At 41.6% G+C, this 12,405-nt stretch carries 14 protein-coding genes; 4 read left to right on the top strand and 10 right to left on the bottom strand.

All coding sequences use genetic code 11. The features are described 5' to 3' along the window. The first annotated feature begins 16 nt into the window (after window positions 1-16). Complete coding sequence (locus IM676_RS01490) at window positions 17-280, top strand: transposase (protein ID WP_200988666.1); 264 nt, start codon at window positions 17-19, stop codon at window positions 278-280. Here the strand turns inward: IM676_RS01490 and IM676_RS01495 are convergent. Further along, the gene (locus tag IM676_RS01495; protein ID WP_200987119.1) at window positions 265-1,593 is read right to left on the bottom strand and encodes an IS701 family transposase; all 1,329 of its coding nucleotides are present in this window, start codon (window positions 1,591-1,593) and stop codon (window positions 265-267) included. The genes IM676_RS01490 and IM676_RS01495 overlap by 16 nt on opposite strands. Window positions 1,594-1,668: 75 nt before the next feature. On the opposite strand from IM676_RS01495, the gene IM676_RS01500 reads away from it, so the two are divergent. The 3 genes from IM676_RS01500 (at window position 1,669) to IM676_RS01510 (ending at window position 3,304) form a co-directional block, all read left to right on the top strand. Next, window positions 1,669-2,277 carry an IS5 family transposase gene (locus IM676_RS01500; RefSeq protein ID WP_200988667.1) on the top strand — a complete coding sequence of 203 codons (609 nt, stop codon included), beginning with the start codon at window positions 1,669-1,671 and terminating at the stop codon, window positions 2,275-2,277. A gap of 546 nt (window positions 2,278-2,823) precedes the next feature. Next, entirely contained in the window at window positions 2,824-3,099 is a 276-nt protein-coding gene (locus tag IM676_RS01505; protein ID WP_200988668.1) for a BrnT family toxin, read from the top strand. After that, window positions 3,083-3,304 carry a hypothetical protein gene (locus IM676_RS01510; protein ID WP_200990035.1) on the top strand — a complete coding sequence of 74 codons (222 nt, stop codon included), beginning with the start codon at window positions 3,083-3,085 and terminating at the stop codon, window positions 3,302-3,304. Before IM676_RS01505 ends, IM676_RS01510 begins: the two co-directional genes overlap by 17 nt. 38 nt (window positions 3,305-3,342) lie before the next feature. Here the strand turns inward: IM676_RS01510 and IM676_RS01515 are convergent, their stop codons facing one another. The 9 genes from IM676_RS01515 to dndC form a co-directional block, all read right to left on the bottom strand. Then, on the bottom strand, window positions 3,343-4,101 hold the full coding sequence (locus IM676_RS01515; protein ID WP_200988669.1) for a HEAT repeat domain-containing protein: 759 nt from the start codon (window positions 4,099-4,101) through the stop codon (window positions 3,343-3,345). A gap of 86 nt (window positions 4,102-4,187) precedes the next feature. Beyond that, window positions 4,188-4,589 carry a GNAT family N-acetyltransferase gene (locus IM676_RS01520; protein WP_404799835.1) on the bottom strand — a complete coding sequence of 134 codons (402 nt, stop codon included), beginning with the start codon at window positions 4,587-4,589 and terminating at the stop codon, window positions 4,188-4,190. Window positions 4,590-4,692: 103 nt separating this feature from the next. Beyond that, window positions 4,693-4,920 carry a hypothetical protein gene (locus IM676_RS01525; protein WP_200988671.1) on the bottom strand — a complete coding sequence of 76 codons (228 nt, stop codon included), beginning with the start codon at window positions 4,918-4,920 and terminating at the stop codon, window positions 4,693-4,695. Window positions 4,921-4,988: 68 nt separating this feature from the next. Continuing rightward, window positions 4,989-5,402 (bottom strand): ABC transporter permease, encoded by a 414-nt coding sequence (locus tag IM676_RS01530; protein WP_200988672.1) that lies wholly within the window; start codon window positions 5,400-5,402, stop codon window positions 4,989-4,991. Further along, on the bottom strand, window positions 5,387-6,676 hold the full coding sequence (locus IM676_RS01535; protein WP_200990036.1) for an AmpG family muropeptide MFS transporter: 1,290 nt from the start codon (window positions 6,674-6,676) through the stop codon (window positions 5,387-5,389). Before IM676_RS01535 ends, IM676_RS01530 begins: the two co-directional genes overlap by 16 nt. A 114-nt stretch (window positions 6,677-6,790) precedes the next feature. Then, entirely contained in the window at window positions 6,791-8,242 is a 1,452-nt protein-coding gene (locus IM676_RS01540) for a DNA phosphorothioation-associated putative methyltransferase (RefSeq protein ID WP_200988673.1), read from the bottom strand. Window positions 8,243-8,269: 27 nt separating this feature from the next. Further along, a complete protein-coding gene (dndE, locus tag IM676_RS01545) occupies window positions 8,270-8,656 on the bottom strand; it encodes a DNA sulfur modification protein DndE (RefSeq protein ID WP_200988674.1) in 387 nt (128 codons plus the stop codon). A 2-nt stretch (window positions 8,657-8,658) separates the two neighbouring features. Then, window positions 8,659-10,644, bottom strand: a complete 1,986-nt coding sequence (gene dndD, locus IM676_RS01550) for a DNA sulfur modification protein DndD (RefSeq protein WP_200988675.1) — start codon at window positions 10,642-10,644, stop codon at window positions 8,659-8,661. 43 nt (window positions 10,645-10,687) lie between these two features. Continuing rightward, on the bottom strand, window positions 10,688-12,289 hold the full coding sequence (dndC, locus tag IM676_RS01555; RefSeq protein WP_200988676.1) for a DNA phosphorothioation system sulfurtransferase DndC: 1,602 nt from the start codon (window positions 12,287-12,289) through the stop codon (window positions 10,688-10,690). Window positions 12,290-12,405: the final 116 nt, after the last annotated feature.

Consider the following 12,405-nt stretch of genomic DNA (forward strand, 5'->3'; position numbering starts at 1 on the left):
CAGAGTTACTTGAGCCATGTCTAAATCATACCCAACAGACTTGACCGATGAACAGTGGGAATTGCTATCAGTGCTGATACCCCCAATAAATTTGGGGTGTCGTCCCCGTCGGGTTGACCTACGCGCTGTGATTAGTGCCATATTTTATGTTCTGTGTGCGGGTTGTCCATGGCGGATGTTGCCAAATGACTTCCCAAAATGGCAAACGGTATACTATCCCTCTTCTGTCACTTTCCGAAATAAACAAGCAGTAAATACAATAAATTATGCAGAAGAATAAAAGGGTTTTAATCCATTCATAACACTAATGAGTTGGTTAAACCCAAGCAGCAAATTGGAATTGGGAAAAACATCAAGCCAGGGATAAATCAACCAAAAAAGTAAAAATGGTTGGACAATTAATCGCAGATTATTGAGAGTATTCTTCCATCCGGTTTGATGATTCCATTGCTGATGCACAGAGAAATCAACTGCACTGATTTCTAGTATGTTAGGTGCAAGCTGATGAGATTGATTTAGGGATAAAAACGCTGGAGAGTTTAAACTAATCATTGTGTAAACACACAAAATAATTTCCCACCATTTCTCAATATGCTGAAAATCAGTAAACCGATAATCTGTCCAACCTAATTCCTGTTTACACTGACGAAAGGCATATTCTACCCATGTTCTTAATCCATAAAAGTCGCCTAAAATTTTCTTGAGATTTCCTTGAAGATTGGTCATGACAAAAGAAGTAGAATTCTCTGGCATTGTTTCTGGATCTGTGGTTAATTCCCAGTAAGTTATCTCCTTTCTCTTACCATAAATTATTTCGCGGATATATCTATTCTCTGATTTTTGGTTACTAAATGTTCTGGTAAATTTACACCACTTATTCGCCCTAACCTTCTGATTGCCAGGCAACCATACTGCATGATTACTTCTAATTGCTACGACATAAGCTAAGTTATATGCTGCTAATTTTCTTATAAATTGACTACTCTCACCATATAAACTGTCTGCCAATACTAATTCAATAGTAAAGCCGAACTCAATTAATTCTGTAATTATTTCTGTCGCTAATTCTATCTTGGTCTTATATGTATCTTCTGCTCTTAGTGTCTTTTGCGGTTTGAATACTTTGAACAGTAGCGGAAATGTTATGTTATCGTACACTCCATAGGCATTGACTGAAACTATCCCTCTATCTATTTTCCCCACACTTCCTAAATATTGTCTGGCTACGTAATCAGTCTTGTTACCTTTTTTCCTGTCTCCTGTTTCATCAATGACTACGGTAATTGCTTTTCCATTTAATGCTCTCTTTATTTTATCTAATCTTTTGTTTCTTACTTTCTCTACTGACCAGTCTGAATTAGCAATAAAATGATGTAATGATTGGGCTGAGTTTATGCTTACTACTTTCGCTATCTCTGGTAAGGATTTCCTTTTGAGCGTTGAGATGATTCCCAAATGTAAATATTTGAAGCACTCATAATTTCTTACTTCTTTAAATATGTCTCTGTACTCTTCACAATATTCATCTATGACTCCCACTGTTGGGTGGGCCTCTCGACGTAAATGTTTGAGTATTTGTAATTCTACATCCATTGCTCTACCTACCTTGTAGAGTTTTTTCTTTTAACTATTATATTCTTTATTCTCGGAAAGTGACAGAAGAGGGATATGTACTTCCGAAAATGGCGCCTGGATGGTACATGGGAACGCATTAACCACAAACTTCAACAGTGGGTACGTGTTCTCGAAGACCATGAACCAAACCCAAGTGCAGCAATTGTGGATTCTCAGTCTGTAGAGAGTGGAACAATTGTATCCCAAGCTGTCGGTTTTGATTCTGGGAAACTGGTTAAGGGACGTAAACGGCATTTTTTAGTTGACACTCTGGGATTGGTTTTGATGGTTGTGGTCACCTCGGCTTATGAATCCGATCAAGCAGGAGCAAAAAAATTATTCGCCCAAGCCAAGAACAGAATTAGCGATCGCTTGAATCGCTTGGTGCACATTTGGGTTGATGCTGGCTATCAAGGTAAAGGCTTTATGAGATGGGTGATGGATACGTATCACTGGGTTTTGCAGGTTGTACGTCGTCCGGTTAATACTAAAGGCTTTGTTCTGTTACCAAAGCGTTGGGTTGTCGAGGGTAGTTTTGGTTGGTTTAATTGGTGTCGTCGATTGAGTAAGGACTACGAAATTTTACCCCAGACCCATGAAACCTTTGTGCAAATCGCCATGATTCGGTTAATGCTTAGAGGATGTTTTAAAAGGTATGATTAGTGTATCAAATATTGTTTTACCCCACCCTAACCCTCCCCTTGTAAGGCTATCCATTACCCGGATCTTTCTTAACATTCGTGAGAGCGATCGCTCGCAAACCCCCAAACCTTAATCCTCCGTTGATGATTCTCAATAAAATAAGGGTTTTATCAAGAATAATAAGGTACATTTTGTCAAGACTAGGTAAATTTTCAAGCCTTGAAACCATTGCCACATAAATGTTTCAAGATTGTTAAGAAAGATGTGAGTAATGAATAGCCTTGTAAGGGGAGGGGACTGGATTTTATTGTTTCGGTGTGTTCCCCAATCCTTCCCAATCCTTCGGTGTGTTCCCTGTTCCCTGTTCCCTGTTCCCTAATATAAAAATTACCTGTTTAATACTTTCCAAACATCCTCTTAGAAGACTCGCTTAATTGAGTTGTTTAATACTTTCCAAACATCCTCTTAGTTCCCGACTTTTAGATCCTAATATTCAGTGTCGGCAACCTAATTATTAAACACCGATGTTTTACGTAAAAATCAAGTAGAGTAGCAAGTGTTGTTTAAATGCAATTTGAATGGAATCCAGACAAGGCGAACTTGAACCTGAAAAAGCATGGCGTTTCATTCAACGAGGCGTCTACTGTTTTCAATGATCCTTTATCTGTGACATTCCCTGACCCAGATCACTCTTACGGTGAGGAGCGTTACGTTATCATTGGATTATCCAGTGCTAATCGTATCCTGATAGTCTCCCATACAGATCGAGCAGATCGCGTTCGGATTATCAGCGCACGAGAAGGAACCCGAAATGAGCGGAGGTTTTATGAAGATGGAGAGTAACCACGAGCTAGAAGACGACTTAAGACCTGAGTATGACTTTAGCAAGATGCAGGGTGGTGTTAGAGGAAAATATGTTGATCGCTACCAAGCAGGAACAAATGTAGTATTACTTGAACCTGACGTTGCTCAAGCCTTTCCCACAAGTGAATCGGTTAACGAAGCACTTCGTCTGCTTATGCAAATCGCTCAGAGACAGAAATCTTAGACAGCAAAGCGATGGCTGTAAGCATCATTCCCCACTCCTCAAAACCATCCCTCTTGTTCTAGGGTTTCAATCAGCTGTAAGCCACGGGGGTCACCTACCCCTAATAGTGAGGCTTTAGCGTCTTCCCGCACTCCTAAATCCTTGTCTTCGGCGAAGGCTTGAATCAAAGCGTCGATCGCTGTGGCATAGATGATATTAGAGGGTAATTCTCGGCACAATTGCCCAATTGTCCAAGCGCAGTTACTCCGCACTGCTGCTACTGGGTCTTGGACTAAGGCTTCAATTAGTGGTGGTATTGCTCCCACAACAGCCTCATATCCAACATCTGCCATTTGGGCTAAGGCGCTAGCAGACCACAAACGCACGGCGGAAATGTCGGTTTTTAAAGCGTCTGCTAGGGGAGCTAGAGAACGGCGATCGCGGCAATTTCCTAAGGCCCAAACTACCCCCTTACGTACATAGCCATTCCAGTCTTTGTTAAGTTGATTGATTAACGGTTCTACTGCTTCTGGGCTGGGATTGCGTCCAATCCCATAGGCTGCACTCACTCGCACCAAGGGACAGGTATCAGTTAACAGCCGAATTAAATGGGGTGTAGCCCGTGCATCTTCCAGATCACAAAAAGCACGAGCTGCAAGCATCCGTTGTTGGGGTTGATGATTTGCCAAAAGAGCTAGCATTTCCTCTGGATCTGGCTTTGGTCCTTGAGATTCAGTGGTGAGGGCTGCTATGTCATCCAGGGGGCTTTCTAGCTCTACTTCTCCATCAAGTAGGCTTAGGTCTTCTTCGTCATACATAATGAATATTTATATATTTATCTTCTACCATAAAGATTGTTGATATATTTAGGTCATTTAGGGGTAAATAAAATTAGGACTCCTGACTACAAACCTTTAGATAGTGATTTTAGCATCCATAGGGATTGGGTTTGATAACCTAAGTTATGGTAAAGGTTGAAGGCTGCTGAGTTGGATGGAAAAACCTGTAAACCAATTTGGCGATCGCCTCTTTGAGTTGCCCAATTTTCCACATACTTGATCATAGCTGTACCAATACCCCGTCGCCGATGTTCTGGGACAACGTAGAGGAGAAAAATGTGAGCATGGCGATCGCCCCGGACTTGATCTATGGCATTTCCCACCCAGAGACAGGCAATAATAGGGGATTCCTCACCCAAGCACTTTACCCACCACAAGGGTGTATCTGGGGAGAAATACTGGTCAACGGTTCTGGCTAGATGGGCAAAGTCTTGCTGGGGAAATAGTTCCCGGTAAGTTTGCTGCATAAACTTGACTAGCAGCGATCGCTCTTGTGTTGAACCAGGAAGAATATAGTAACCTGGTAGGAGTTCCTCAGACAAACTCAGTTCCCGTTAAATTCTCTTGTGGTTATTTTGTTACCAGGGGTAACATAGACAAAGACACCCCAGGGGTTAGTGAAACAGAAAATAATTCTTCTTCCCCATTCACCCATGTTCCTATTTGCCGATTCTCTTCTACTGGTGCGGGTGCTGCCATATCAGAGGGGAGGAAAATGCGGGCGCTGACTGCTACCAGTGCTAATGAAAAGATTAACACTACTAGCAATGGGGCAATATACTGACGAATGATCACCATAATTTAATTGCAATCTTGGGGCTACTGAGAATATTGGCTTGACTTATTCTATCGAGTTTTGAAGCTGGTTAGCGTTGCTCCCGTTCTAAATCATCAATAGCTCTTTCACAGTACCAATTTTCTGGCATTCCCGGATAATTAACCCTGGCTTGTTGAATCAATTGTTCCGCCGCGGCTACATCACCTCCTAATTTGGCAATGAGTTTATTTTTGAGATGGCTATCCGGTATTAGGGTTGTTGTTTGCTCCTGCACCGGTTCTCGTTTGCGTTTAGCTCTTAAGCGTGATTTTTCTCGACCTAGCTGCCAAAACAAAACGTAATACAGGGTAATAAAAATCACAACTAGGCTGAATGTTCCCAAGAGTGTGAGTTGGTTAATTTCTAGAAATCCTAAAACTAACTGTGAGAGAACATAGCCAAGTAACACACCAGTGAGTAAGAGAATAAATGTGCCAACAATAATAACTACTTGATTCCCCATAAATCCTCATCTTCTTCAAGTCCTGGTCTGGATATTAACACTGGTTTAGGGTTCCAAGGAGCAAAGAATGGTAACAGAAGTAGTCCTGGTATAGCCGCAACTATACTGATAATGAAAAATAGAGGCCAACCTGTGGTTTTTGCTAAAGTCCCAGCAGGGGCGACTAGGATATCACGACTCACGGCCATGAAACTGGACAATAAAGCATATTGGGTGGCGGAAAACCGCTGGTTACACATATTCATCAAAAATGCCACAAAGGCTGCTGTTCCCAAGCCACCGCAGAAGTTTTCAATGTTAATTGTTAACACTAAAGCTGAGTAGTTTTGACCAAGATTAGCAAGGGCATAGTAAGCTAAGTTACTCACTGCTTGCAAAGCACCAAACAACCACAGTGAACGATTGAGACCAATTCTACTTAAAATTGCTCCCCCTGCTAAGGTGCCAACGATGGTAGCAATTAGCCCCATACCACCTTGAATTGCGCCAATATCGCTTTGGGTAAATCCTGTTTGCAACAAAAAGGGTGTAGACATATTGTTGACAAAGGCATCGCCAAGTTTATACAGGACGATGAACAGCAGAATTAAAATTGCTTGGAGTATACCCTGGCGCCCGAAAAATTCCCCAAAGGGTAAAATCACCGCCGCTGCTAAAGATTCTGGTGGTCTGGTTTCTTTGGGTTCTGGTGCAAATAAGGTGGCAATAATTCCAATGGCCATACCTAAGGACATCAATAGGTAAACTGATGACCAAGGTAAACTGTCCGCTAGGATTAATGCCAAAGACCCTGTGAATAACAGCGCTACTCGATAACCTAAGACGTAAACAGCAGCACCTGCTCCTAATTCTAATTCTTCTAAAACATCAGTACGGTAGGCATCGGCGGCAATGTCTTGACTGGCACTTAAAAAGGCGATCGCCACAGCATTAATCGCTAATAATTGTAATGCTTGCTTGGGTTGTTGCCAAGCCATGAGGGCGATGGCAATTAATAACCCAATTTGCAGTGTAATTAACCAGCCGCGTCGCCTCCCTAAAATTGGCACTGCAAACCTGTCTAGCAAGGGTGACCAGATAAATTTTAAGGAGTAGGGTAGACCTACAAGGCTGAATAAGCCAATAGCACCTAAATCTACCTGTTCTACAGTCATCCAAGCCTGTAGGGTTCGGCTGGTTAAGTACAATGGTAAGCCTGATGAGAAACCTATTAATGTCAAGGCGGCCATTTTACGGCTACCAAAAACTTTTACTAGCGATCGCACGGGGTTCATTTTGTCCAGGTTCCTTCTCAATTTGATCAATTGCAGTTATCTTGCCACAGTTGCTGGATGATTCTAGGGGAACAGGGAACAGGGAATGGTGAGGGTGGGGACTTCCGCGTAATGTTAAAATTCTTTAAGAATTTGATGACCTGTGATTTTTACGCCGTGTGCAGCCAAGCATTTTTCCCAACCAGCACGAGTACCAATGTCACTTTTTTGCTTGAGTAATCCTAATTGCTCTTCTTGTTGGGTGAGTTGGGCAAATTCTTGGTAGTGTGGGTAATTGGCAGTGACAAAGGTTTCTTTGCGGTGCAAAATGGGGGGATTTACTCTGTGTGCGTAATCTCGGTGAGTAATATATAAGGTCTTTAAGTCAATGGTAATACTCGCTTTTAAGGCTGGATGGGGATCACTGTCAAATTGTGGGTAAAATAAGTAAGATATTTGTTGTTTGTCAAGATGGTATTTGATTAATGTGGCTCCATCTACACGCCCAATGGTACGACTAGCACAACTTTCATAAATTCGTAGTAAGGGATCAAGTTCTGCTAGGGCGGACACATGAACGTAAAGTGCGCCCCTTGTATGTTTGCCAATTTTGCTTTGTTGACAGGCTTTGTGGATAACTTGGGGATTACCTAAGCTGAAAAGCTTTTGGTCAGCTACTTGACAAGCTTCTTCGTAGCTACCAAAGAAGGCTTTGATGTCGTGGCGCATTTGTGCGGCTAGTTTCTGCCATGTGGGACGTTGATCAAAGTGGCTCAGGGCAAGGTATACTTGTATATCTAGGGAACGACGATAGGCGATCGCATCCCATTCTGCTTCATCGGTAACTTGTAAAACTAGATTAAAGGCGCGGCGGAAGCTACCAAATTCTGTGAGTAGTTCTTCTTGGTTGCCTAATTCACCTTTTACGGGTAACCTGCCACGTTTGGTAAAAAAGTCCATCAGTGGTTTTAGTTGTTGCTCGTAGTCCTCAAACCGCTTGCTGGGAATACGGACTCTAGGTGTAGCAGTGCTGGAAAAGAAGCGGATGGCTTTAAAACTTTCTTTTTCTAGATCATCACGAAACACAAAATACACACCCAAGGCTACTGGGACTGCATCTACATTCAGTACCTCATCTATGTAAGTTTTGAGTTCTTGTTGTTCGTAATATTTCTGAAAGGTGTTACGGCGAGTAACTATACCGTCGCTGTAAGCTAGTTGGGTTTTACTCGGAGCGTTAATTAATACTTGTGCAGCGACAATGAGAACTTTTTGGGTAATTTCCCAGGCGCGGAGCAGACTTTGGCGACGTTCCTCTTGGTCTTCAATCACGTTGAGGACATAACCCAAGTTGACTATATCTGCAGGGCTAATGGTTTGGTGGGGAAAATAGTAAGGGTCCCAACCGGCGCTGCTATAGCCTAATTTGGCGACTCGCTGCACATCACCACCGTGGCCACAGCCATAATCAAAAAATGAAGTCTCTTGATTGAGAATTTGCCATTCTATTGCCAAGCGGACGGGGCGAGATATATCATGACGAGCGATCGCTGCTCTGTGACGCTCGATTTCTAAAGATTCGGTCATATCAGTTAACAGTTAACTAATATCCTTTCAATGTTTGAGTGCTAATTCAATTAAGTCTTCAATTCTCTTGATATTTGTGTCCCCTGCTAAATAAGCAATTCCACGATGTAAGTGTAAGCGAAACTGCGTAGCTAGGGTTTCTTTATCAGTAGCAAATCCATCATTATGGCAGCGTTGTTTGAGGGCGAGAATCAGAAGATCAGAGATTTCGCCACCAAATACCCGCCAGGTCATTTCTACGTTGCTATCTTGGGGAATGGGTACGGGTGAGGGTGGGGTATCTTCTGCTAAGGAACGACAAAAAGCCCAGCGACATAAAATGTTCCATTGGTCAATTTTAGTGCTACGTTTAAGTTTAAGTAGTTGTTCTTTAGCTGTTTGAGAAAGTTTGATTCTTTCAATCGGAGATTCCATAATTACCAAAAATATTGATTTTCTTTGACTGTAGTTTGACGGGTAGAGGAGTTATACTTGAGGAGGTATTCCCGGGCGATCGCTTGATTATTTCTCAGTGTTTCTACTTCATATTTACCAATTTCTGTATCTGTTGATAACAGTATAACTTGATGGCTAGCAGATGGGAAATACCTTTCTAGGAGGTTTCCCCGATGAGATGAGTCTAGTCTACCTAGGGGGGTGTCTATGGCTACGGGTAAGCGACGTCCTGAGACTCGCGCTAATCCCCAGAGAAATGCAATGGCTAATAGTTGCTTCTCTCCTGCAGAAAGTCTCTGTTTAGATACAGATTTACCCTGAAAATCATACAGCGATAGGCTGAATGTGTTGGTGTCGATGGCGACTCGATGCACTAAATCTGACTTGTGTAGCAGGTAGCGAAAGCATTCTGTAACTTCAATTTCTAGTTTATTGAGTTTTCTGAGTGTTAATTTCTCTCGGAAGACTTTTAATGTGTCTTGAACTTTAGCAGCTGCGTTAATAATATGTTCGTTATTTTTGCGGTCAATATTAGTTTCTGTATATTCTTCTAGGCTCTTTTTGGTATTACGAATCTCTGTCTCTAACTGACTTAATCGACCTTTGGCGATTTCACACGCTGCTTTTGCTTGTGCAACTTCCTGTTGTGTTTGTTGTAAGTTATCTACTAATCTTTGATAATCTTCTGGAGATGCTGCGGTTTGAATTTGTCTTTCTAGGGTGACGATTTGTTCTTCTTGAAGGCGTAAATCTGTTAACTTATCTTGGGTTACTTTTTTTGTATACAACAAATAATGGTGAATAATATTATCTAATTGATTCAGGGTTTCCGGGTCAGTTAATAGCCAAGATTCTTGTATGGTGTCTTGCTGAATCTTCTGATTTTCGGCTGCAATAAATTCTTTGATTTTATCAATTTGCTTGTGACTAATTTTTAATTGATTAATCAACTCAATTAAACGCTGGTCTCTGTGTAATAGTAGATCATAGGCGACTTTAGCTTGTTGAGAACGCAATTCTCTCTCTCCTTGCATATAAGTTTCTTGGAGTAAAGGTTCAATTAAAGCTAAAGGTAAGATATCCGCAGCTAATTCACCCATGGCTAAACGTGTCTTTTCTACTGCGGTATTTATCTCATATTTCTGTTTTTCTAACTGACTGCGATCGCCTGCTATTTTACCACCTTCGGCAATGAATTTGTCAAAAGCTTCTTGCTGCTTAATCTCGGCCTCTAATAAAGTATTGTTAAATTCTTGTAATTGCTGCTCGAGTTGCTGATATTCCTGTTGTTGTCCCTGGAGTTTCTGTTCAATTGTTTCTAAATTCACCAAGTCTTGAGTATCAGCGATTTCCTTACGCTTGCGGTTGACTATAATATCTAAATCAACTGATAATCGTTCAGCTAGCTCTAAGCCCAAAAGTCCCCGAATTGCATCAACTACCAGGGGTGGAGGTGTTTCTTGTTCTGCCAATTCCTTAACTTGTTCACCATCAAATAAAAACAAGTTAGAAATTCCTAATGGTAAGAGATTTTCTATATACTCATCCCAAATATTTACTAAGGCAATATCCAGCCATTCTTGAGCATCTAAAATACCTAATTGGTCTTTACCATCTTTAGGTTCTTTTGTCCAGCGTCGCACAACTCTATATTTTACTGGTTGATCATTTTCAATATGTTCAAAAACTAACTCAATGCGAGTATCTTCCAGCTGGGGAGTTTGGCTATTAACGCATTGGGTGAGAAACTCGTGATAACTTAAGTTACCACGAGTGGAACATTGAGCGCGATGCCCATATAATGCGAGGCGCATTGCATCCATGAGGGTAGTTTTTCCACCGCCATTCATCCCCCCGAACAGAATAATGGGATAAGCATTTTCTCCATCAATTCTTGGGTCAAGATTGATTACCTGACGACCAAAGTAAGGACCAAAGTTTTGTAATACGAGTTCAAGGAATATCATTGATTTGTGATTTTCTAGGATATGGGGGAATAACAGATTTTAACTAATTCCCTGTTATATGTTGCTGTTTAAATTTCATGCTTTCCCAACTAGGCTGTTGATCGGGTTCATTCATAGCATTACCCAAGGTCAGCTGCTTGACTTTTTCTACATCACCTGCGTCAACGGCTGTTTTTAAATCACGTTTTAAATGGGCGTTTTTAATTGCTTCTTCAGGGGAACGGGAACTGGTAGCAAAACATTTTTCTAGGGTGTCATATATTCCTACCCTGCGCCCCTTTTTACGATACTGGCGTTCTGTGTCCAACAATTTAGCCATTAGTTCCAAATGCATCCCATCATCGCCACAGATTTCTTCTAGTACCATCCATTCATCACTACCCAGTAAACTATACCCAGCACCGGGGCGGGGATCTTGGAAAAGTTCACCAGTCACCTCTTGATAAATGCGAGGTAAGCTGTCATCAAACTCATGTCTTTCTTCTAGCCAAATGCGGCGAATCTCACTCAGTTCTTCGGGGGTAATCAGAGTAATGTCGCGCATATTTTCTGGTGCTCTAACTCGGAGTTGTTTTTGAACTGTGAGTAACTTTCTCAACCAATCTTCACGCGCTTCTTTAATATATGGCCCCGGAATAGGCTCAACGGATACTTCACCTTCTAAGTTACGTTCATATAGTTGGACATCCCCACTCCTGCGGCGAAAGTCTCTGCGATCGCGGTTTTCTTCAATATCTAATTCTTTACGGAAATCAAGTAAAGGTTGCATCCACTCCTTTTCTTCATCGTTTTGAATCATAGCTGTGAGTGATTTATCTTGACTCACTAATGTACACACCCAGCAACCAAACCGGGAACTACCACAACTGGGAGTAGTTGTATCCACTACTAAAGGACATTCATTATCAGCAGATGCACCTCTATATATAGCGAATAAATCTTTATTGCTATAATTCCAAGGGTTTTCCCATTGCATGAGATAAATCCAAACCTCATCATTTTGCCAGTCCTCAATGGGACTGTAAACTAGGGAGTTGGGTAAGTTCATGTTAGGACTGAGGTGATCACGTACCCGTTTAGCTTCCCATTTTTTCATTCTATTCGCACGTGCTCTGCTTTCAGCTTTGCGAGTACCTAGGACAACAATGGCTTCCCCTTTGGTGCGGATCACATCACGGATAAAGCGATTAGAGGGGTTGATTTTCAGACGTTCTGTACACCAGCGAAATTTACCTCTGGGCGCTGGATAACCTTTACCAATCAAACCCACCCAAAAAGTCTGTTTAGGTTCTGGTTGTAATAAATGGGGTTCAAATGGTAATTTTTGCCTTTGGGCTTCTGTTTTCATCTGTTTGAGAGAATTTCGTACCCATGCAGCTACAATAGGATTTTCTACCAGTGTATCTGTGGTAATTACGTAAATTTTTTTGTGGATTTTTTCCGGTGGTAGTCCGGCGATCGCATTCCACACCAGTTGTAAAGTTGCTGTACTGTCTTTACCACCTGAATACCCCACTACCCAAGGTACATCATCTAAACAATACAATTCTTGAATTTCAGTGGTCAAGGCTTGGATATCAGCCACTAAATTTGCTACAGTCCGCGATTGCTGACCTTGATTTTCTGGTTGTTGTGCTGTAGTCATAGTCTTTTTACCTCTGAAAATATCTGCGTGACTATTTCCATCCCTGTGAATGGAAATAACTAACATACAAAAGAACTTACTTAATATAAGTACAAATAATTTTTAAAAATCTTACT

It is taken from the genome of Anabaenopsis elenkinii CCIBt3563 (assembly GCF_015245355.1).
GTDB classification, from domain to species: Bacteria; Cyanobacteriota; Cyanobacteriia; order Cyanobacteriales; family Nostocaceae; genus Anabaenopsis; species Anabaenopsis elenkinii.